This window comes from Martelella lutilitoris, assembly GCF_005924265.1.
Classification (GTDB): domain Bacteria; phylum Pseudomonadota; class Alphaproteobacteria; order Rhizobiales; family Rhizobiaceae; genus Martelella; species Martelella lutilitoris.
In genome coordinates, this window is sequence record NZ_VCLB01000001.1 from 48,105 (window position 1) to 68,559 (window position 20,455).

Below are 20,455 nucleotides of genomic sequence, written 5' to 3' on the forward strand. Positions count from 1 at the left end.
GGGTGAGGATACGTTAACCGCACCGCCGCGACGGTTTGGTCACAGTCCGGGCAACCTGCTTCTGCGCCAGCGCTCGGGTTGGCCACACCTCTCTGGCTTATGCTTGGGTGAGATCGAAAGAAACGATTGCAGGTCAGTGCCCGCAAGGCGCGCCGCATTCCCCAGATACTCATTTGCTCCGAATGTCCGTCCGCAGTCGATCTCCCCCCTTTTTGGGGGAGATTGTTGGGAGGCAAGGATTTCGAGGGGCAGAAGACGATGTGTTTCTGCCCCACCAGCAAGACGAACATCGCCCTCTCAAAAAGAGAGCTTGGCGAGCATCGAAACCAGAGCCCTCTACCCCTTTCCCTCAGCCGAGAACCGTCGTCACCGCCTTCTTCGTCGCCGCGACGATTTGGTCGGCTTCCTCGCGCGTCAGGCAGAGCGGTGGGGCGTAGCCAAGGATATCGCCCTCCGGCATGGCGCGGGCGATGACGCCTTCCGACAGGAGCGCGGCCGCCAGTTTGTAGCCGATCTTTTCCTCCGGGTCGAAGAAGGTGCGGCTCTCGCGATCCTTGACGAATTCGACGGCCAGCAGCATGCCTTCGCCCCGCACATCGCCGACATGGGCATGGTCGCCGAGCGCATCCTGCATCGCGGCGCGGAAATAGGCGCCGGTCTCACCGGCGTTCTTCACCAGGCCCAATTCGTCGATCAGCTTCAGATTGGCAACGCCGGCGGCAGCCCCGAGCGGGTGGGCGGAATAGGTCCAGCCATGGCCGATCGGGCCGTTCTCGTCGGTGCCCTGTTCCAGAACCTTCCACATCTTCTCCGAGACGATGGATCCGGACAGCGGCGCATAGGCGGACGTCAGCCCCTTGGCGATGGTGATGAGATCGGGTTTCAGGCCGAAATGCGCCGAGCCGAACATCGAGCCGAGACGGCCGAAGCCGGTGACGACCTCATCGGCGATCAGCAGGATGTCGTGCTTTTCCAGAACGGCGGAAATCGCCTCCCAATAGCCTTCGGGCGGGGGCACGAGGCCGCCCGTGCCCAGCACCGGCTCGCCGATGAAGGCCGCGATCGTATCGGCGCCCTCGCGTTCGATCCGATGTTCGAGTTCGGCCACGCAATAGGCCACGAAATCGGACTCGCTCATGGCGAGATCCTTGCGGCGGTAATAATAGGGCGCTTCGGTGTGGAACACGCGTTCCAGCGGCAGGTCGAATTTTCTCTGGAAGCCGGGAAGGCCGGTCAGCGAGCCGGTCATCAGCCCGGAGCCGTGATAGCCGCGCCAGCGGGAGATGATCTTCTTCTTTTCCGGACGGCCGAGAATATTGTTGTAGTACCAGACGAGCTTGATGTTGGTCTCGTTGGCATCCGAGCCTGACAGGCCGAAATAGACCTTGGACATGTGCTCCGGCGCGCGGTCGATCACCATCTTGGCCAGATTGATCGCCGCTTCCGTGCCGTGGCCGGCATAGGCGTGATAGTAGGCAAGCTCCTTCGCCTGCTCGGCGATCGCCTCGATAATGCTCTCCTGTCCATAGCCGACATTGACGCAGTAAAGCCCGCCAAAGGCGTCCAGCAGCTTCTTGCCGTCGCGATCCTCGATGAACACGCCCTTGCCCGTCTTGACGATACGGCTGGGGCTTTCGCCGCGCGCATGCTGGGCGAGATGGGTCGAAGGGTGGAAGAAGTTCTCGCGGTCGAAACGGTCGAGCTGGTCGTTGGTGAGCATCATTATCCTCGCGGTGCGGGTGTTTGAAGAACTGCATCGTCCGGGTGTTTTTGACGTTTGAAACCTATTGCACCGGACACGGAAAACGTGTTGTATACAACACGGCGACAAGACATGAAAGTCAACCCGGAATCCGGTTTAAATTTGTCGATTTTTGTTTCTTTTTACGCTTATTTCCGATCACCTGCGTCTGTTGTGCACAAATAATATGAGGGAACCATGCCAGCGCTGCCTTTTTCCAGATCCGAATATGACCGCCGCCTGGCGCTGACCCGCAAGGCCATGGAAGCCGCGGGCCTCGATGTGCTGGTTGTCACCGCCCCTGCCGGCATGAACTGGCTGACCGGCTATGACGGCTGGTCCTTTTACGTCGACCAGGCCGTTCTGGTGACCCCCACCGGCATGCCGTTCTGGTGGGGCAGGCTGATGGATGCCAACGGCGCGCGCCGCACCTCCTATATCGATGAAGACCATATCATCTATTATGCCGACCGCTATGTGCAGGCCGCCGACTGCCACCCGATGGACGACCTTGCCGACAAGATCCGGGAACTCGATCATGGCAAAAACCGCATCGGCGTGGAGATGACCGCCTATTACTATTCAGCGGCCGGTCACAAGGCGCTCGTCGCAGGACTTCCCGACGCGACGATCATTGACGCTTCCGGCCTTGTCGACTGGCAGCGCGTGGTCAAGTCGGACGAAGAAATCGCCTTCATGCGCAAGGCGGCGAGGATCTCCGACAAGGTGATGTCGCATGCCATGGAGATCGCCGAGCCGGGCATGAAGAAAAACCGCTTCGTCGGCGAACTGATGAAGGCGGCAATCGACGGCGTTGATGACGCCTGGGGCGACTATCCCTCCATCATGCCGCTTCTGCCCTCCGGCGCCGATGCCTCCGCCCCCCACCTCACCTGGAACAGCGATGAATTCCGCATGGGCGAGGCGACCTTCATCGAGCAGGCGGGCTGCTATCGCCGTTACCATGCTCCGCTGTCGCGCACGATCTTCTTCGGCGCGCCGCCGGACCACATGAAGGCCGCCGCCGATGCCGCCGTTGCCGGGCTCAATGCGGGCATCGAGGCGGCCAAGGCCGGAAACCGCGCCGGCGATATCGCCGCCGCCATGGAACGGGAACTCTGGAAGGTCGGCATCGAGCGGCCGAACCGCTGCGGCTATGCCACCGGCCTTGCCTATCCGCCCGACTGGGGCGAGCACACGGTCTCCATCCGCACCAGCGATGACACGCTTTTGAAGCCGGGCATGACGCTGCATTTCATGCCAGGCCTGTGGATGGACGACTGGGGGCTGGAAATCACCGAGACCATCCTCATCAAGCAGGACGGCCCGGCCGAGGCGCTCTGCAATATCGAACGCAAGCTGTTCGTGAAAGGCTGAAGGTCCATATGTCCGAACTTGCCGCCTGCCGCGACATTCTGGCCGATCTCATCGCCTTCCCCTCGGTCTCGTCGGAAAGCAACCTGCCGGTGATTGCCTATATCGCCGACAGGCTGGCGGATGTCGGAGCCCGGGTGGAGATCTTCACCGACGAGACGGGCACAAAGGCCAATCTCTTCGCCTCGCTCGGCCCCGAAAAAGCCGGCGGGCTGATGCTTTCCGGCCATACGGACGTGGTGCCGGTCGACGAACACATGTGGACGAGCGACCCCTTCGAGCTCGCCGAGCGCGATGGCCGGCTCTACGGACGCGGCACGGCGGATATGAAGGGCTTCATCGCCTGTTGCCTCGCCCGCCGCGAAGAACTGGCGACGGCCGCCGAGAAGAGACCGATCCACTTCGCCTTCACCCATGATGAAGAAGTCGGCTGCATCGGCGCGAAAAACCTTGTCGAACACCTAAAGGACCGCGACATCCGCCCGGGTCTTGCCATCGTCGGCGAACCGACGCTGATGCGGGTGGTCGAGGGCCACAAGGGCTGCTGCGAATATACCGTGACCTTTACCGGCCGCTCCGGCCACTCCTCCGCGCCGGATGCCGGGGTCAATGCCGTGGAATATGCCGCCCGCTACATCGCCCGTCTTCTGGAACTGCGCGACGGGTTGATCGCGCGCGCGCCCGTCGGCTCGCGCTACGAACCGCCCTATGCGACGCTCAATGTCGGCGGACTGGAGGGCGGCATGTCGCATAATGTGATTGCCCCGCGCGCGGTGCTGAAATGGGAAACGCGGCCGGTGGTGGCCGAGGATCTCGGCTATGTGAAGCAGGAGATCGCAGAATACTGCCGCACGAAGCTTCTGCCGGAAATGCGCCGGCACACGCCGGAGGCGGGCATCGAAACCGAGGTGATCGGTGAGGCGGCGGCGCTCTTTCCGAAAAACGCCAACAGCGCCCGCGACCTTGCCTTTGCGCTCACCGGCGAAAACCGGGCCGACGTCGTGCCCTTCGGCACGGAAGCCGGCTTCTTTCAGGAGATCGGCATGGACGTCGTGGTCTGCGGGCCAGGCTCGATCGATCAGGCGCACAAGCCGGATGAGTTCATCAGCGCCGAGCAGCTTTCGCAATGCCTTGCCATGCTCGACCGGCTGGCGGAGCGCTGGACATGAGCGAGGAGGACATCATCGAGGCGCCGACCGGCCGCGACCGGCTGGAGCAGATCCACGACATCATCCGCGAGCGCATCTGCATGCTCGACTATCCGCCCGGCGAAAAGCTGTCCGAGACGGCTTTGGCGGAAGAATTCGGCATGTCGCGCACGCCGCTGCGCCGCGTACTGGCGCGGCTGGAGGATGAGGGCCTGTTGCAGTCGGTCCATGGCGTCGGCACCATCGTCACCGTTGTCGACCTCGATGAACTCGCCCAGGTCTATCGCCTGCGCATGGAACTGATGGTGCTGACGACGCGCCTCGACCCGGCAGAACTGACGCCGCAACTGATCGATGCCTTCCGGGTGATGAATGCCCGCGCCGAGGCGCTCAGGCGCAACCCGTCGCCCCGTGACTTTGCCGTGCTCGACCGCGACATGCTGCTGCAATTGCTTCAGCTGACGGAGAACATGGCGCTGAGGGAGGCAAGCGAGCGGCTTTATTTCCGCACGGCCCGCATCTGGCTGCAGGCGATCACCGCCTCCGACATCGATCTGGAACACGAGGCGGAGATCTACTGCCGCGAAACCGCCGATATCCTGACCGCGCTCGAAAACGGCAACCTCGACGCCGTCGGCCACATGCGCCGCGCCCATATCTCGATGAGTCTCGCGCGGATGCGATGAGCAGGCGCGACCGAACGCACCGACCGCCTGTCCGCGTTTGAGCGCCCTTTGTGCGTCCATATCTTGCGGCATCCTCACTCTCGACCGCAGGGCGATCGTATATGGCCCCGCGGCGTGCTCCAAATACTCTCTCCCGCCTGCGGGAGAGATGCCCCGACAGGGGCAGTGAGGGTGATGCGGCATTTCCAAACGTGAGGGCGTCGGAGCGGATAGACTCTCCCCTCACTGTCGCTATCGCGACATCTCTTGCCTCCGGGGCGCGAAGATTTGGGGGCCATGCGGTAACGCCTCTTATTCGACCGAAGGATGCGCAACCAGCCCCGAACCGCACCTGCAAGGTCTGTCTCTGTTTGCCCTGCCGCCACGAGTTGACGCCCGCCCGGTTTTTGATTACTGACGTTACGTTATAACGTTTACAGGTCAAGCGAGGACTGCTCGATTGGCATCGTCTCTCACCACCAGGACATAACGTCATGCTCCAAACCAACGATACCCGTCTTCCCGTCACCGTGCTTTCAGGCTTTCTCGGCGCCGGCAAGACGACCCTGCTCAACCATATTCTCAACAATCGCGAGGGACGGCGGGTCGCGGTGATCGTCAACGACATGAGCGAGGTGAACATCGACGCCGACCTCGTGCGCGAGGGCGGCGCCGATCTGTCGCGGACCGAGGAAACCATGGTCGAGATGACCAATGGGTGCATCTGCTGCACGTTGCGCGACGACCTTCTGACCGAGGTACGGCGGTTGGCTGAGGAAAAACGTTTCGACTATCTCCTCATCGAAGGAACCGGTATCGCCGAACCGCTGCCGGTGGCCGCGACCTTTTCATGGCGTGACGAGCGCGGCGAGAGCCTGTCCGATCTCGCTCGGCTCGACACCATGGTGAGCGTGGTCGACGCGGTGAACCTTCTTCGCGAATATGGCGGCCACGAATTCCTGAGGGATCGCGGCGAAGTGGCTGGCACGGCGGACGAACGCACGCTGGTCGATCTCCATGTCGAACAGATCGAATTCGCCGATGTCGTCGTCGTCAACAAGGTCTCTGATGTCACGCCTAAGGAACGTGAAAATGTGGTCAAGATCGTGCGGGCGCTGAACGCCGACGCGAAGATCATCGAGACGGATTTCAGCCGCGTCGATCTCGATGAACTGCTCGACACCGGCCTTTTCAGCGAGGACAAGGCCAGCCAGCATCCGCTCTGGGCCAAGGAACTCTACGGCTTTGCCGACCATGTGCCGGAAACCGAGGAATACGGCATTTCGAGCTTCGTCTACCGGGCGCGCGCGCCATTCGACCCTTTGAAATTCGATGCCTTCACGCGGATGAATTTTCCCGGCCTGATCCGCGCCAAGGGTCATTTCTGGCTGGCGACGCGGCCGGACTTCGCGGGAGAATTCTCGCTTGCCGGAGCGATCGTGCGCAACGGTCCGCTGGGGCGCTGGTGGGCGGCCGTGCCGAAGAGCCGCTGGCCGAACGCTCCGGAGCTTCGGCAGATGATTGATGATTGCTGGGACGAGGTCTATGGCGACCGCCGCCAGAAAATCGTCTTCATCGGCGCCGGCATGGACAAGGCGGCGATCCGGGAGGCGCTTGACGATTGCCTGATCGACACGGGCCCGGTCTTCAACGAGCGCGCTTTCGAAGGCATTGCCGATCCGTTTCCCTCCTGGACGCGAAGTTGAGGCAGGGGCCTACCCCCACAGCGCCGGATCGGCCGGGTGCATGACCGAGCCCTTGAAGGCGATCGCATTGGCGCGGTCCTTTGCCAGCAGAAGCGGGCCGTCGAGATCGACGAAGGGGGCGCCGTCGGCGACCAGCATGGCGGGCGCCATGGCAAGCGAGGTGCCGAGCATGCAGCCGGTCATGATCTGGAAGCCGGCCGCCATCGCTTCCGTCTTCAACAGGAGCGCTTCCGTCAGCCCGCCGGTCTTGTCGATCTTGATATTGATCGCGTCATACTTGCCCTTGAGGCTTTCGAGCGAGGGGCGCGCATGACAGCTTTCATCGGCGCAGACCGGCAGCGGACGGTCGATCTCGGCAAGGGCCGCATCGTCCCCGGCCGGCAGCGGCTGTTCAACGAGCGCCACGCCGAGACGCACCAGTTCGGGTGCCAGCTTCTGATAGGCCTCGACGGTCCAGCCTTCATTGGCATCGACAATAATCGTCGCGTCCGGCGCGCCGGCGCGCACCGCCTCGATCCGCCCGCGGTCATCATCCGTGCCAAGCTTGACCTTGAGCAGCGGCCGGTGGGCATTTTCCGCCGCCTGCGCCTGCATCTTCTCCGGCGTTCCGAGCGAGATCGTGTAGGCGGTGACGAGCGGCCCGGGCTTCGAAAGCCCTGCAAGCTGCCAGACCGGCCTGCCGGCGCGCTTGGCCTCGAGATCCCAGAAGGCGCAATCAAGCGCGTTGCGGGCCGCGCCCGGCTTCATCCTCTGCTGCAGCGCGATCCTGTCGAGCCCGCCGGCAATCTCGCCTTCAAGCGCCAGAATATCGGAAATCACGCCGTCGACCGTTTCGCCATAGCGGGCATAGGGTACGGATTCGCCGCGTCCCATATGCACGCCGTCACTGAGCGTAACGGTGACGACGCGGATTTCCGTGCGCGAGCCGCGCGAGATGGTGAAGCTGCCGGCGACGGGAAAGACGTCCTCCCGCGCGGTGACCGTAATGCCGGTCATAGCGCGGCAAGCGCGTCTGCGAGCCGCTCCGCGCCGTGGCGGAAGGGGTCAACCGTCGGCAGGCCCATGCGCGCCTCGGTCTCGCGGCAATAGGCAAGCGCCTCCTCATCCGACATCGCCGAGGTGTTGACGGAAATGCCGACAACCTTGCAGGCCGGGTTGACGATGCGGGCGACCTGCAGGGCGAGGTCTTGCAGCGCCTCGAGGCTCGGCAACTGGTAGTCGGGCAGGCCGCGCATATGCGGACGGTTCGGTTCGTGGCAGAGCACCAGCGCGTCCGGCTGACCGCCATGAACGAGCGCCATGGTGACGCCGGAATAGGATGCGTGGAACAGGCTGCCCTGCCCTTCGATCAGGTCCCAGTGGTCGGCGTCATTGTCCGGCGTCAGATATTCGACCGACCCGGCCATGAAATCCGCGATCACCGCATCGAGCGGCACGCCTTCGCCGGTGATCAGGATACCCGTCTGGCCGGTGGCGCGGAAACTGGCCTTCAGACCCTTTTCCCGCATCGCTTTCTCAACGCAAAGCGCGGTGTACATCTTGCCGACCGAGCAATCCGTGCCGACGGCGAGCATGCGCTTGCCAGTGCGCTTCTTGCCGTTTGCGATCGGATATTGCACGGCGGGAATGCGGACATCATGCAGGGTGCGGCCAAGTTCCTTCGCCTTCGCGGCAAGGTCGGGCTCGTTGCGCAACAGGTTGTGCAGTCCGGAGGCGAGGTCGAGGCCCGCTTCAAGCGCTTCGATCAGCACCGTCTTCCATGCCGGTGAAATCACCCCGCCGCGATTGGCAACGCCGATGACCAGCGTCTTCACGCCCTTTTCCGCCGCCTCGGCAATGGTGAGGTCCGGCAGCTTCATGTCAGCCTTGCAGCCTTCGAGACGGAGCTGGCCGACGGCATATTCCGGTCGCCAGTCCTTGATGCCCTGGGCCACCTTGGCGGCCAGCGCATCGGGCGCATCGCCGAGAAACAGAAGATAAGGGGTTTCGATCATGTTGCCGTGCCCTTCGAAGCTGAAAAGAGGTCCCGCGCCCGTTCGGGCTGCGCCAGTCAACGATATAGCGGGTCGGGCAGGCCGGTCAAGAGCCGCCGCAGCAACATTGCGCCAAACGCCGCCTCCGCCGCCTATACTTGCATGAAGCGGAATTTACACGAACGTTTTGGCGGCTAATCATCATTTTTGCACAAAAAAAGCCGCGCCGGCATCGGCCAGCGCGGGCTTCGCGTCTTTCAAGCCTCAGCCGCGACCGAAGTCGTCGACGATACGGATGATATCGTCCTCGCCGAGATAGGAGCCGGTCTGCACCTCGATCAGTTCCAGCGTGATCTTGCCCGGATTGGAAAGCCGGTGAACGGCGCCGAGGGGGATATAGACCGACTGGTTTTCCGTCAGCATCTTCACATCCTCGTCGATCGTCACCTCGGCCGTGCCCTTGACCACGATCCAGTGTTCGGCGCGGTGATGGTGCTTCTGCAACGACAGCTTCTTGCCGGGCGTGACGAAGATGCGCTTGGCCTGGAAGCGCTCGCCCTTGATGATGGAGGTATAGCCGCCCCACGGACGGTAGGAGGTCGGATGCTCCTCGGCCAGCGCCCTGGTCTCCGCGCTCGCCTTCAGCATCTTGACGATATTGCCAACATTCTGGCTGTCGGAAAGCTTGCCGACGTAAACGGCGTCTTCCGAGGCGATCACGGCCATGCCGTCAAGCCCCTGCATGGCCACATGCAGATCGCGCGAGATCACCAGCGAATTCGTCGTGTCGACCAGCGTCGCGTCGGCGGCGATCACATTGCCGTCCGCGTCCTGCTCGCCATCCTTCCAGACCGCATCCCACGAACCGAGATCGGACCAGGAGAAGGCCGAAGGGACCACGGCAGCGGCATCGGTCTTTTCCATCACCGCATAGTCGATGGAGATATCCGGGCATTTTTCAAAGGCGTCCTTGTCGAGACGGATAAAGTCGAGCTCGAGGTCGCTTTCATCCTTGAGCACGGCCTGCTCGGCATATTGCATCACCTCCGGCGCATAGGTCTCAAGCTCGCGCACCAGAACCGCGATCGGGAACATGAAGATGCCGGAATTCCAGGTGTAGTGTCCGGCAGCAAGCATCTCCTCGGCCTTCGCCAGTTCAGGCTTCTCCACGAAACGGGCGACGGAGCGCGCGCCCGACGGCAGTTCATCGCCGGCTTCGATATAGCCATAGCCGGTGGCCGGCTCCGTCGGCTCAATGCCGAAGGTCACGAGCTTGCCGGATTTGGCGGCGGCAAAGGCCGTATCGATGCAGGCGAAATAGTCAGGCCCGGCTTCGATTTCGTGGTCTGAGGCAAAGACCTGCATGATCGCGTCCTCGCCGAAATTGGCGCGCACCAGTGCGGCGGCGGCGGCAACGGCGGGCGCAGTGTTGCGCGCGATCGGTTCCAGAATGATACCCGTCAGTTCCATGTCGATCTCGCGCGCCTGTTCTGCGGCGAGAAAACGGAAATCCTCGTTCGTCAGGATAATCGGCGCTTCGTAGCGATCGCTGTCGGAAACCCGCTCCAGCGTCTTCTGGTAAAGCGTCTTCGGCCCGAGAAAGCGGATGAACTGCTTCGGCGCGGTTGCGCGGGACAGCGGCCAGAGCCGCGTGCCCTTGCCGCCGGCCATGATGACGGGAACGATCTTGCTGGTCATAGTCTTGTTACTCCAATGATTTTTCTTCAAATGTCTTGTGAAAATGGGATCGGTTCAGTCGGCCTTGAAAGCCTCGATCAGGGAGAGGCCCTGTTTCAGCAGGTCACACGCCGCTTCCGCCGTTTCCGCCTCGACATAGCAGCGCATTTCCGGCGCATTGCCGGAGGGGCGGAAATGGATGATGCGGCCGTCCTCGAGCGTCACCCTGAGGCCGTCAATGTCGCTCTTGCCGGCAACGGAGCCGATCGGGGCGAGAAAAGCGGCAAGGTTGTCGTCGCTTGACCGCAGATGATCCATCAGCGCTGCGCTGCGTTCCTGGGCGAAGTCCTTGATGCGGTCGGCGTCGGCGACCGGCAGGCTGTAGGCGCTTGCCAGTTCCGACATCGCCCGCTTGTCTTTGGCCGCAAGATAAAGCGCAGACAGGATCGGCAGGAAGCAGTCGCGCGTCGGCAGCGCAGCGATCGTGTCATCGGCAGGCCGGAAGGCAGAGGCGGTCAAGAGCCCGCCATTGGCTTCGAAGCCCATCACGCCCTCCTTGCCGGCAGACAGCGCCTCCATCATGCCGGCAATGACGAAGGGGGAGCCGACGCGGGTGCGCACCACGTCAAAATCGCCGTTCTTTTCAATGCCGGAATTGGAGGTGACCGGCGTGACGACCACCTTTGCCTTGAGGAAATTCGCGGTCATCAGACCGACGAGATCGCCGCGCAGCGGCGTCCCGGTCTCGTCCGCCACCAGCGGACGGTCGGCATCGCCGTCGGCGGAAACCAGCGCATCGAGGCCGTGCTCCTTCGCCCAGCCCTTCAAAAGAGCGACGGTCTCCGGCGAAACCGCCTCGGTATCGACCGGAATGAAGCTTTCGGAAAAACCAAGCGGCACGACATCGGCGCCGAAATGCTCGAGCACGGCGATGAACAGGTCGCGGGCGACGGTGGAATGCTGGTAGACGCCGACCTTCATGCCCGAAAGCGCATCTTCAGGCAGAATGGATGTGCAGCGCGCGCCAAACAGCGCCAGCGCCTCGCTTGCCATGTCATCGCCTTCGCCGTCATCGGTGGCGACCGTGCCCTTCAGCTTTTCCGCCCAGGCGGAAATGGCCTGCTCGTCTTCCTTGGTGATCTCGCCGTCGGCGCGGTAGAACTTGATGCCGTTGCGGTCGGCGGGAATATGCGAACCGGTGATCATGATCGAGGCGGCATTCTTCTTCTGCCCGAAAAAGGCAAGCGCCGGCGTCGGCAGCGCGCCGCAATCGACCGGCCTGAACCCGGCAGCGGCAATCGCGCCCATGCAACTGGCGGCAATTGCCGGACTGGATTCGCGAAAATCCTGGCCGACGAGAACAGCATCGCCCGCTTTCGCCTGCCCGGTTTCCAGAAGATGGCGGCAAAACGCCGCGGAATACAGAGAGGATGGTTCGCCCAGTAGATCCACCGAAAGGCCGCGCAGCCCGCTGGTCCCGAATTTCACACTCATTGAAACAATCTATCCCTTTTTTGGCGCAATCAACGGCCAGAGTAAAACGGCCGACACAATTAAAAAACCATCATTCCCTTCGAGGCGTTGCCTAGCGCAAGCGCCCAGGGCTGGCGGATGCATTCATTCAAAACAGTCGGTCGCACGATACTATGACGCATTATAAACGCGCAACGCTCCGAAGCGTTCCAACCTTAATAAAGTTCGGCCATTTCTGAAAACCGCACCGCCGTTGTTTTGTCACGAGGGCTCTTCCAGTTGGGCACCCGGACAAGGCTATCGCCTGCTTGTGACAAAACCATCAAAAAAGTTTCGACAGGCGCTTGCCGAACACGGCACGCTGTTTTATAGAGCAGCCGCTGGTCACGGAGTGTAGCGCAGCCTGGTAGCGCACCTCGTTCGGGACGAGGGGGTCGCAAGTTCGAATCTTGCCACTCCGACCATCCAATTTCCCGAGATTATCCCCTTTCGTTTTTTGTTTGCAGGGCCGGCGCGCCGCCGCGCATGCGTTTCATTCTGCGCCGGCATATTTGCAGTCAGGGCTTGGCGGCATCCGGCGTGACGTCATCGGCAGCGCGCCCGTGTTCGCGGATTGGCCGAAAGCTCCTGCGGTGGAGCGGACATGGCCCGGCTTCGGCAATCGCCGAAATATGGCGGGCGGTTCCGTATCCCGCATGGGCATCAAATCCATAAACCGGATAGAGCAGGCCGGCATTTGCCATCATCCGGTCGCGCGTCACTTTTGCGACGATGGAGGCAGCGGCGATCGACAGGGACCGCCCGTCTCCCTTGATCACCGCCTCCGCGCCGCAGGCAATGCCCGGCGGTCGATCGCGACCGTCTGCGAGAACGAGCATCGGCACGCGGGCGAGACCGCAAACGGCGCGCCGCATCGCATCGAGGCTTGCTGCGAGAATGTTGATGCGGTCGATGAGGGCGGGGCTGCTCGAGGCGACGGAGACGACGGCATCCGCCATGATCTTGTCGAACAGATCCTCGCGCCGCTTCGCCGTCAGCTTCTTCGAATCGTCGAGGCCCTCGGGAATGCGGTCGGGATCGAGGATCACGGCGGCGGCAACCACGGGGCCTGCCAGCGGACCGCGTCCGGCCTCATCGCAGCCGGCGACCGGCCAGAGACCCCTGGCGCGCGCGCTTTGCTCGAGCACAAAATCGGGCCCGGTTGGCGGCAGATCGAAAAGGGCAGGAGAATCGGCTGGATCGCTGAATGACATGGCGTCATTTGACACGACCCGCCGATCTCCCGCAAGTCTCCTTCCGGGCGATCCTTGCGGGGATAACCCGAGTGCGGCGGCGAAGGAGACTTCTTCGGCATCGGCCCAGGGAAGGCCGGCCGGAAAGGCTGGCGGGCGGCTTCCCGGCCGCCCGCTTCTGGCGTTGAAGCCGGGATCAGAACAGGTTGAGCTGCGTCCCCGCGCCGTCGGGCGGCTGGAACAAATCCTCCCTCAGCGCCCCGCCGCGCCGCGCAAGGCCGAGGCGCTTGGTCGCAAGCTCGAAGCGACGGGCGATCTGCCAGGCATAGGGGCCGCTCCCCTTCATCCGCTTTCCGAACTCGGCGTCATAATCCTTACCGCCGCGCATCGAACGGATCAGGCTCATCACATGGCGATACCGCTCGGGATGATGTTCCAGCAGCCAGTCCTTGAAGAGCGGCGCCACCTCCAGCGGCAGGCGCAGCAGGATATAGCTTGCCTCGCGCGCGCCCGCAGCCTTGCCGCTGTCGAGAATGCGCTCGATCTCGTGATCCGTCAGGGCCGGAATGACCGGCGCCACGGAAATGCCGACAGGGATGCCATGCTCTGAAAGCGTGCGGATGGTCTCGAGCCTCCGCGGCGGCGTGGCCGCCCTCGGCTCCATCGCCCTGGCAAGCTTGCGGTCAAGCGTCGTCACCGAGACCATGAGCTTGACGAGGTGCTTTTCCGCCATGGCCGAGAGAAGATCGAGGTCGCGCAGCACGAGCGCCGATTTGGTGGTGATCGACACGGGGTGATTGGCCTCCGCCAGAACCTCCAGCAGCTGGCGCATGATCCGCCAGGTCCTTTCCACCGGCTGATAGGGATCGGTATTGGTGCCGATCGCGATCGTCTTGGCCTTGTAGCCGGGCTTTGCCAGTTCGCGGGCAAGCTGGCGCGGCGCATCCGGCTTGGCAAACAGCTTCGTCTCGAAATCCAGCCCGGCGGAAAGCCCCATGAACCCATGCGTCGGCCGGGCAAAACAATAGATGCAGCCATGCTCGCAGCCGCGATAGGGGTTGACCGAGCGCTCGAACGGCACGTCCGGTGAGGTGTTGCGGGTGATGATCGTCTTTGCCTTTTCCACCTGCACCTCGGTTGCAAGCGTCGGCAGATCATCGTCCAGATCCCAGCCATCGTCGAAGCGCTCGCGCGAGACCGTCTCGAAGCGGCCGTCCGGATTGGCCGTTGCCGCGCGCCCGCGCCGAGCCTCCGGCATCACCGGCTCGAAATGCGGCTCCTGCACGGGACGCGGGGCAAAATCGGTAATGAAGGCATCATCCATGATCGAACCTCCTCGGCGGTTTGCGGACCGAAACAAGCGGACCGGCGGCAACACATTGCAGCAAACTTAGCGCAATACGGAGAACAAAACAAGAACATATATCCTCCCCCTTTGCAACAAGCCCTTACTTTTGCAATAAGTACCCATCATGCTGAGCGTCGTTATCGAAACCAACAATCACGAGGCGGAACTCGCCCACACGCTTTCGACGCTGGTTGTCGGCGCGGTCGAGGGGCTTGTCAGCGATGTCATCGTGCTCGATCACAGTTCCGACGACGGCACCGAGCGCGTCGCCGAGGCGGCCGGCTGCCGTTACCTGCGCGCCTGGGACCTGCCGGACGTGATGCGCCAGGCGCGCGGCGACTGGATCCTCGTTCTGGAACCCGGCGCCCGCCCGCTTACAGGCTGGGTCGAGGCGATTTTCGAGCATATGGCGCTGGAAACGCGGCCAGCGCGCTTTTCCCGCTCGCGCAGGCATCGCCGGTCGCTCCGGCATGTCCTGTTCAAGCCGCGCTGCCCGCTTGAAGTGGGCGTTCTCCTGCCGAAGTCGCTTGCCGTGGAAAAGGCGGAAGCCTGCGGCACGTCGCCCTTTGCGCTCGCCCGCCGGCAGATGACGCGCAAGCTCTCCTGCGAGATCATTCCCGCCTGGGCCTCCGTCAGGGTCTGACCTCCGCGCAATCAGCCGCGCTTCAGGTGCTCGTCGAGACGCGGCATGATTTCCACGAAATTGCAGGGCATGTGACAGTAGTCGAACTGTTTTTCCAGAATGCCGTCCCAGGCATCGCGGCAGGCGCCGGGCGAGCCGGGCAGCACGAAGACGAAAGTCTGGTTGCAAAGCCCGGCTGTCGCCCTTGACTGCACGGTCGAGGTGCCGATCTTCTCGAAGGAAATCCGGTGGAAGACGGCGGAGAAACCGTCCATGCGCTTCTCGAACATCGGCTCGATTGCGTCGGGCGTTACATCCCGGCCGGTAAAGCCCGTGCCGCCCGTCGTCAGAACCACGTCGACCGCCTGGTTCCAGCACCAGTCCTTGACGACGGCCGTGATCGCCGCGCGGTCGTCGCCGACGATGCGTCGGTCGGCGAGCGTATGGCCGGCCCTGGCGATGCGCTCGGCAAGCGTGTCGCCCGAGCGGTCATCGTCAGGCGTACGCGTGTCGGAGACGGTCAGCACGGCGAAGCGGACGGGAATGAAGCGGCGTTCAGACATGATCGTCGTCTCCTTCGGCAAGGGTTGCGGTTGCCGCCACGAACCAGTCCGGGCGGGCATGGGCAAGCCGGTCGGCAGCCGCCCGCGCGCTTTCAGCATCGTCAAACAGGCCGAAACAGGTCGCGCCCGAACCCGACATGCGGGCAAGCGATGCGCCCGCCGACGACAACGCATCGAGCACGCCATGAATGACCGGCGCGATCCGGCTTGCGGCTAGCTGCAGGTCGTTGCGGCTTTCTCGCACGAGGGCGATCCATTCCGACGCGTCCGCCGGGGTCTGCCCCTCGATGGATAGCGGCGGATTGTGGCGATTCTCCAGGGCCGCAAACACGGCCGGCGTCGCGATCGGCCGCAGCGGGTTCGCGAGCACCATATCAAGACCGGGAAATCCGGTCGCCGGCACGATGATATCGCCGATCCCGCGCGCGACCAGCGGGCGGGAGGAGAGGCACATGGGCACGTCCGCGCCAAGCGAGAGGGCAATCCGCGCCAGCGTCTCCGCGTCGAGCCCGGGCTGCCACAGCCGGTCGAGCCCGCGCAGCACCGCGGCCGCATCGGCGGAGCCGCCGCCGATGCCCGCGGCGGGCGGCAGGTTCTTTTCCAGATGGATATGAACCGGCCCGGCGGCTTCGCCGGCTTCAACAGTCGTCTCGCGCAGGCGATTGCGCGCCTTCAGCACTAGATTGCCGGTTCGGGGATCATCGTGATGCGGCAGGTCACCGGCAAAGCGGCCGGAGAGGGTAAAACGGTCGGATTCGGACGGTGAGAAGGTCAGCCGATCGCCAAGATCCGCGAAGGTCACCAGCGAATCGAGCAGATGATAGCCATCGCCGCGTTGCCCGGTCACATGCAGCGCGAGATTGATCTTTGCGGCGGCAAATTCACAAATCGCGCCGCCGGCAGGCGCCTCCGTCACTGAACCGTCCCGCCATCACCCTCCGGCGACTGCGCCAGCGGGCTGTCATCATCTTGCCTCTCGGCAGGAAGGCCGTGGGCGATCTTCGCCTTGATCTCGGGAATGAGATCCTCGTCCGGCTCGGCGGCCAGCGCCTTGTTCCACTGATAGATCGCCTCGAGCTTGCGGCCGACCTGCCAGTAGGCATCGCCCAGATGATCGTTGATGGTCGGATCGCCGGTATCGAGCGCGACGGCCCGCTCGAGCTCGCGCAGCGCATCCTCGTAGCGGCCGAGCCGGTAATAGGCCCAGCCGAGTGAATCGACGATGTAGCCGTCATCGGGACGCTGGTCGACGGCCTGGTTGATCAGGTCGAGGCCCTCTTCGAGGTTCATGCCCTGGTCGATCCATGAATAACCAAGGTAATTCAGCACCTGCGGCTGGTCGGGATAGAGCTCGAGCGCGCGCAGGAAATTGGGCTCGGCCTTGTCCCATTCCTTCAGCCGTTCATAGGCGATGCCGCGGCGGTAGAAAATGCTCCAGTCCTCCGGCGCGGCCACCGGGCCGATACGGCTCGCCGCGCGGTCGAGCACCTCTGCCATTTCGGCAAACCGCTTTTCGCTGGACAGCACGCCCGAAAGCGCCAGATAACCGCGCCTGTCATCGGGCGCATCCTCGACCATGGCGTAGAGCATCTCGACCGCCTCGTCCTTGCGGTCGAGTTCGGCAAGGGCGATCCCCTGCTGCAGCTCGGCAAGGCGATACTGCGTCGCGTCTTCCGGAATGCGGGAAAAATAGGAGAGCGCGCGTTCCGGCCTGTCATTGGCCGCTTCCACGACGCCGCTCAGATAGAGCACGTCCGGCGAGCCAGGATTGAGCGCCTCGGCAAGCGCGAGATAGAGCGAGACGATATCGTCGGCGGTGCCCTGATTGAGCGCGGCGGCGATCTCGAACAGCACGCCGGACGCCCCCGCTTTCGCCGTTTCCGGCAGGCCCATGACCGGCGCGCCTGCCTCGATCCGCTCGCGGATCGGTTCCAGCACGGCGGCATTGAGGCCGTAGGTCTCTGCGACGGAAACCGTGTCCAGGGCCTTGCGCGTATTGCCGGCCTGCTGCTCGATCGCGGCGAGGCCGATCACGGTCGCCAGCATGGTGTCGGGCGCGGTGACGCCGCCTTCGCGGTCGGCAAGCGCGGCGTTGAGATGGGTCCGGGCCTTCGCCGTTTCGCCGGAAAGGGCGGCAATCGCCCCGGCATTGTAGTTGACGAAGAGATCGTACCAGGGCGGACCGGAAAGCGCCTCCAGCCCGGCAAGCGCGGCATCGGGCTCGCCCTTGCCCGTCAGCGCCCAGGCCTTCAGCAGCGCCGAGACGAGTTCATCGAGCGCGCTGCCGCCGAAATCATCCAGCATGGTGATCGCGTCGTCGTAGCGTTCCTCGGAAAGGGCGGCGAGCGCCAGCGAAAGCTCGCGCAGGGGCACGAGTTGCGGCTCGTCCGTGGTCTTGGCCGCCTGGGCCTCGGCGCCCTTCAGGTCGCCGTTGAAGATCAGCGCGATGAACAGCTGATTGTTGGTTCCGGCATCTTCCGGCCGGTACTGCAGCGCGCGGCGGAAATAGGCAACCGCCCGGTCGAGATCGTTGTCGAAGGCGGCCGTCTGGCCGGCAAGCAGCGCGCCGGCAAAGCTCTCCGCGCTCACAGCCTCCATGGCGGCATCGAGCGCTGCCTCGCTGTCGCTGTTCGTCTCGGCGGAAGCCGAGAGGGGCAGCATCAGCGCGGCGGCAAGGGCTGCCGTCGTCAAGAGCCGTTTCATCGGGATCGTGTTCGTCATCAGGAACCTTTCATCGGCGATACGGTGGGAAAGGCGGGCCCGCCCGCCACCGGCGTCAACTGATGCGGGCGATGCAGTAATCGATCACTTCTTCGAGCGCATGCCGGCCGGTCGACATGGGAAGCGGCGCCAGCGCCGCCCGCGCAGCATCGCCATAGGCAAGCGCCCGGGAAATCGAATCGGAAAGCGCGTTGTGTTTGGCGATCAGCCGGCGCGCCTTCTCAAGCGCGACATCGTCGTTCTCGCCGTCCTCGATCGCGCTGCGCCAGAAAGCCTTCTCCTCGGCGTCGCCCCGCTGATGCGCGAGGATCACCGGCATGGTCACCTTGCCCTCGCGGAAATCATCGCCGACATTCTTGCCGAGATCGGCGCTGGATCCGCCATAATCCAACACGTCATCGACAAGCTGGAAGGCAAGGCCGAGCGCCATGCCATAGTCGCGCAACGCCGTGCGTTCGGCGTCCGACGCCCCGGCGATGATCGGACCGACTTCCGCTGCGGCAGCGAAAAGCTCGGCCGTCTTGCCGCGGATGACGGCGATATAGTCGTCTTCCGTGGTGTCCATCTTCTTGGCGACGGAAAGCTGCAGCACCTCGCCCTCGGCAATCACGGCGGCGGCGTTGGAAAGCACCTTCAGCGCCTCCATCGAACCGGTCTCCACCATCATGCGGAAGGCCTGGCCGAGCAGGAAATCGCCGACAAGCACGCTCGCCTGGTTGCCCCAGATCATCCGTGCGGACGACTTGCCGCGCCGCATGTCGCTCTCGTCAACCACGTCGTCATGCAGCAGGGTGGCCGTATGCATGAACTCTACGCTGGTGGCGAGATAGACGTGATAATCGCCGCGATAGCCGAACATCGCGGCGGTCGCGAGCGTCAGCATCGGACGCAGGCGCTTGCCGCCGGACGAAATCAGGTGATTGGCAACTTCCGGTATCATCTCGACATCGGAGCCTGCCTTTGACAGGATAAGCTTGTTGACACGCTCCATGTCCGCCGCGGTCAGGTCCACGATGGGCTTGACCGAGCCTGTTGGTTTGTTCTCTTTTGCCAGCGATGTAACGGCGCCCAAAGCAGCACGCTCCTGTTGAATTCTGTTCGCCGACAATAGGGAGCGGCAGCGGGAGCGACAAGGGGCAAATTGTTCCTTTTCATTCAAAATCGGGAGTTTGATATGGGCCTGACCAATCTGATGCGCACCAATGACGCCGTGGTTCTGGGCCTTGCCGAGAGCCTTCTGAAAGATGCCGGCATTCACTTTTTCGTGGCCGACCGGTCAATGAGCGTCATGGAAGGCTCGCTCGGCCTGTTGCCGCGCCGGCTGATGGTGGAGGAGGACCAGCTGGCGGAAGCGCGCGCGATCCTGACCGAGGCGGGGCTTGGCAAGGAGCTGAAACCTGAATGAGCGCGATGCCTGAAAAGACGATCGACGCCTTCCATCGCGGACGCTTCTTCCTTGTCCAGCCGAAAGGCCGGGGCCACCGGGCCGGCATGGACGCCATGCTCCTGGCCGCGATGGTGGAGGGCGACGGCCGGCTTAAGGTCGCCGATCTCGGCGCAGGCGCTGGCGCGGCCGGCCTTGCCGTTGCCGCGCGCCTGCCGCAAGCCGAAGTGCGCCTCTACGAGATTTCCGCCGAAATGGCGGATTTCGCCCGGCAGACGCTGGCCCTTGCGGAAAATGCCGCGCTCTCCGGTCGCGTTGTCGTGCATGAAGCCGATGTGACGCTGAAGGGTGCAGCCCGCAACACCGCCGGCCTCACCGATGACGCGTTCGACCATGTGATCATGAACCCGCCCTTCAACTGGACGGCGGACCGCCGCACGCCCGATGCGCTGAAGGGCGTCGCCCATGCCATGACGGACGGGCTTTTCGAACAGTGGATCCGCACCGCCGGCGCCATTTTGAAGCCCGGCGGCGTGCTCTCGCTGATTGCAAGGCCGCAGTCGATCGGCGAGATCATCGCGGCATGCGGAAAGCGCTTCGGCGGGATCGAGATCACGCCGGTGCATGCCCGCAGCGGCGAGGAAGCGTTCCGCATTCTCGTCTCCGCCGTCAAGGGATCGCGCGCCCGGCTTTCGCTGCGCCCGGCCCTCGTTATGCACGCAAGCGACAGCCACGCCTTCCTGCCGCTCGTCGATGACCTCAACAACGGCCGCGCATCCTATCCGCGCAACGGCGTGACGCGACGCGCGAATCTTTAAAGCTCGCCCT

The 20,455-nt window shown here is 63.5% G+C and carries 18 protein-coding genes and 1 tRNA gene; 8 read left to right on the forward strand and 11 right to left on the reverse strand.

What is annotated here, in order from left to right:
- Positions 1-349: 349 nt before the first annotated feature.
- Positions 350-1,720, reverse strand: a complete 1,371-nt coding sequence (locus FF124_RS00210) for an aspartate aminotransferase family protein (RefSeq protein WP_138746951.1) — start codon at positions 1,718-1,720, stop codon at positions 350-352.
- Between the two features lie 219 nt (positions 1,721-1,939).
- Here FF124_RS00210 and FF124_RS00215 point away from each other — a divergent pair, with 219 nt between their 5' ends.
- The 4 genes from FF124_RS00215 (at position 1,940) to FF124_RS00230 (ending at position 6,634) form a co-directional block, all read left to right on the forward strand.
- A complete protein-coding gene (locus FF124_RS00215) occupies positions 1,940-3,118 on the forward strand; it encodes a M24 family metallopeptidase (protein WP_138746473.1) in 1,179 nt (392 codons plus the stop codon).
- Positions 3,119-3,126: 8 nt separating this feature from the next.
- Positions 3,127-4,284, forward strand: coding sequence for an acetylornithine deacetylase (argE, locus tag FF124_RS00220; protein WP_138746474.1), 1,158 nt, complete (start codon positions 3,127-3,129; stop codon positions 4,282-4,284).
- The gene (locus FF124_RS00225) at positions 4,281-4,949 is read left to right on the forward strand and encodes a GntR family transcriptional regulator (RefSeq protein WP_138746475.1); all 669 of its coding nucleotides are present in this window, start codon (positions 4,281-4,283) and stop codon (positions 4,947-4,949) included. Before argE ends, FF124_RS00225 begins: the two co-directional genes overlap by 4 nt.
- A 473-nt stretch (positions 4,950-5,422) precedes the next feature.
- The gene (locus FF124_RS00230) at positions 5,423-6,634 is read left to right on the forward strand and encodes a GTP-binding protein (RefSeq protein WP_138746476.1); all 1,212 of its coding nucleotides are present in this window, start codon (positions 5,423-5,425) and stop codon (positions 6,632-6,634) included.
- Between the two features lie 9 nt (positions 6,635-6,643).
- Here FF124_RS00230 and dgcA read toward each other — a convergent pair whose 3' ends face one another.
- From dgcA to FF124_RS20480, 4 genes are all read right to left on the reverse strand, one after another.
- The gene (dgcA, locus tag FF124_RS00235; RefSeq protein WP_138746477.1) at positions 6,644-7,630 is read right to left on the reverse strand and encodes an N-acetyl-D-Glu racemase DgcA; all 987 of its coding nucleotides are present in this window, start codon (positions 7,628-7,630) and stop codon (positions 6,644-6,646) included.
- Entirely contained in the window at positions 7,627-8,628 is a 1,002-nt protein-coding gene (gene dgcN, locus FF124_RS00240; protein WP_138746478.1) for an N-acetyltransferase DgcN, read from the reverse strand. The genes dgcA and dgcN overlap by 4 nt, the downstream gene beginning before the upstream one ends.
- Positions 8,629-8,871: 243 nt before the next feature.
- On the reverse strand, positions 8,872-10,305 hold the full coding sequence (locus FF124_RS20475; protein WP_187326753.1) for a mannose-1-phosphate guanylyltransferase/mannose-6-phosphate isomerase: 1,434 nt from the start codon (positions 10,303-10,305) through the stop codon (positions 8,872-8,874).
- A 54-nt stretch (positions 10,306-10,359) separates the two neighbouring features.
- Entirely contained in the window at positions 10,360-11,778 is a 1,419-nt protein-coding gene (locus tag FF124_RS20480; RefSeq protein ID WP_187326754.1) for a phosphomannomutase, read from the reverse strand.
- A 366-nt stretch (positions 11,779-12,144) separates the two neighbouring features.
- On the opposite strand from FF124_RS20480, the gene FF124_RS00250 reads away from it, so the two are divergent.
- Positions 12,145-12,221 (forward strand) — tRNA-Pro (locus tag FF124_RS00250).
- 93 nt (positions 12,222-12,314) lie between these two features.
- Here the strand turns inward: FF124_RS00250 and FF124_RS00255 are convergent.
- Both FF124_RS00255 and FF124_RS00260 read right to left on the reverse strand, forming a co-directional pair.
- The gene (locus FF124_RS00255; protein WP_138746479.1) at positions 12,315-13,010 is read right to left on the reverse strand and encodes a ribonuclease HII; all 696 of its coding nucleotides are present in this window, start codon (positions 13,008-13,010) and stop codon (positions 12,315-12,317) included.
- A gap of 175 nt (positions 13,011-13,185) precedes the next feature.
- Positions 13,186-14,247: a PA0069 family radical SAM protein gene (locus tag FF124_RS00260; protein ID WP_246072152.1), complete on the reverse strand. Its 1,062-nt coding sequence runs from the start codon at positions 14,245-14,247 to the stop codon at positions 13,186-13,188.
- 214 nt (positions 14,248-14,461) lie between these two features.
- Here FF124_RS00260 and FF124_RS00265 point away from each other — a divergent pair, with 214 nt between their 5' ends.
- The gene (locus tag FF124_RS00265) at positions 14,462-14,980 is read left to right on the forward strand and encodes a glycosyltransferase family protein (RefSeq protein WP_138746481.1); all 519 of its coding nucleotides are present in this window, start codon (positions 14,462-14,464) and stop codon (positions 14,978-14,980) included.
- Positions 14,981-14,991: 11 nt separating this feature from the next.
- On the opposite strand, the gene moaB is transcribed toward FF124_RS00265, so the two are convergent.
- Genes moaB through FF124_RS00285 form a run of 4 tightly spaced genes read right to left on the reverse strand, consistent with a single transcriptional unit; the run spans position 14,992 to position 19,315 of the window.
- The gene (moaB, locus tag FF124_RS00270; protein ID WP_138746482.1) at positions 14,992-15,522 is read right to left on the reverse strand and encodes a molybdenum cofactor biosynthesis protein B; all 531 of its coding nucleotides are present in this window, start codon (positions 15,520-15,522) and stop codon (positions 14,992-14,994) included.
- The gene (locus tag FF124_RS00275; protein WP_138746483.1) at positions 15,515-16,438 is read right to left on the reverse strand and encodes a 4-(cytidine 5'-diphospho)-2-C-methyl-D-erythritol kinase; all 924 of its coding nucleotides are present in this window, start codon (positions 16,436-16,438) and stop codon (positions 15,515-15,517) included. The genes moaB and FF124_RS00275 overlap by 8 nt, the downstream gene beginning before the upstream one ends.
- On the reverse strand, positions 16,435-18,243 hold the full coding sequence (locus FF124_RS00280) for a tetratricopeptide repeat protein (RefSeq protein WP_138746484.1): 1,809 nt from the start codon (positions 18,241-18,243) through the stop codon (positions 16,435-16,437). Before FF124_RS00280 ends, FF124_RS00275 begins: the two co-directional genes overlap by 4 nt.
- 55 nt (positions 18,244-18,298) lie before the next feature.
- The gene (locus tag FF124_RS00285; protein ID WP_246072130.1) at positions 18,299-19,315 is read right to left on the reverse strand and encodes a polyprenyl synthetase family protein; all 1,017 of its coding nucleotides are present in this window, start codon (positions 19,313-19,315) and stop codon (positions 18,299-18,301) included.
- A 108-nt stretch (positions 19,316-19,423) separates the two neighbouring features.
- Between FF124_RS00285 and FF124_RS00290 the strand changes: the two genes are divergently transcribed.
- Together FF124_RS00290 and FF124_RS00295 are read left to right on the forward strand one after the other, a co-directional pair.
- Complete coding sequence (locus FF124_RS00290) at positions 19,424-19,648, forward strand: putative signal transducing protein (RefSeq protein WP_187326781.1); 225 nt, start codon at positions 19,424-19,426, stop codon at positions 19,646-19,648.
- Entirely contained in the window at positions 19,645-20,445 is an 801-nt protein-coding gene (locus FF124_RS00295; protein WP_138746486.1) for a tRNA1(Val) (adenine(37)-N6)-methyltransferase, read from the forward strand. The genes FF124_RS00290 and FF124_RS00295 overlap by 4 nt, the downstream gene beginning before the upstream one ends.
- The last annotated feature ends 10 nt before the right edge of the window (positions 20,446-20,455 follow it).

Excerpts from the sequence above, each read along its gene's own strand:
- FF124_RS00255 (WP_138746479.1), bottom strand. The coding sequence starts at position 13,010 with ATGTCATTCAGCGATCCAGCCGATTCTCCTGCCCTTTTCGATCTGCCG.
- argE (WP_138746474.1), top strand. The coding sequence starts at position 3,127 with ATGTCCGAACTTGCCGCCTGCCGCGACATTCTGGCCGATCTCATCGCC.
- FF124_RS00225 (WP_138746475.1), top strand. The coding sequence starts at position 4,281 with ATGAGCGAGGAGGACATCATCGAGGCGCCGACCGGCCGCGACCGGCTG.
- FF124_RS00265 (WP_138746481.1), top strand. The coding sequence starts at position 14,462 with ATGCTGAGCGTCGTTATCGAAACCAACAATCACGAGGCGGAACTCGCC.
- moaB (WP_138746482.1), bottom strand. The coding sequence starts at position 15,522 with ATGTCTGAACGCCGCTTCATTCCCGTCCGCTTCGCCGTGCTGACCGTC.
- FF124_RS20475 (WP_187326753.1), bottom strand. The coding sequence starts at position 10,305 with ATGACCAGCAAGATCGTTCCCGTCATCATGGCCGGCGGCAAGGGCACG.
- FF124_RS00295 (WP_138746486.1), top strand. The coding sequence starts at position 19,645 with ATGAGCGCGATGCCTGAAAAGACGATCGACGCCTTCCATCGCGGACGC.
- FF124_RS20480 (WP_187326754.1), bottom strand. The coding sequence starts at position 11,778 with ATGAGTGTGAAATTCGGGACCAGCGGGCTGCGCGGCCTTTCGGTGGAT.
- dgcN (WP_138746478.1), bottom strand. The coding sequence starts at position 8,628 with ATGATCGAAACCCCTTATCTTCTGTTTCTCGGCGATGCGCCCGATGCG.
- FF124_RS00215 (WP_138746473.1), top strand. The coding sequence starts at position 1,940 with ATGCCAGCGCTGCCTTTTTCCAGATCCGAATATGACCGCCGCCTGGCG.
- FF124_RS00260 (WP_246072152.1), bottom strand. The coding sequence starts at position 14,247 with ATGCCGGAGGCTCGGCGCGGGCGCGCGGCAACGGCCAATCCGGACGGC.
- FF124_RS00280 (WP_138746484.1), bottom strand. The coding sequence starts at position 18,243 with ATGACGAACACGATCCCGATGAAACGGCTCTTGACGACGGCAGCCCTT.
- FF124_RS00210 (WP_138746951.1), bottom strand. The coding sequence starts at position 1,720 with ATGCTCACCAACGACCAGCTCGACCGTTTCGACCGCGAGAACTTCTTC.
- dgcA (WP_138746477.1), bottom strand. The coding sequence starts at position 7,630 with ATGACCGGCATTACGGTCACCGCGCGGGAGGACGTCTTTCCCGTCGCC.
- FF124_RS00230 (WP_138746476.1), top strand. The coding sequence starts at position 5,423 with ATGCTCCAAACCAACGATACCCGTCTTCCCGTCACCGTGCTTTCAGGC.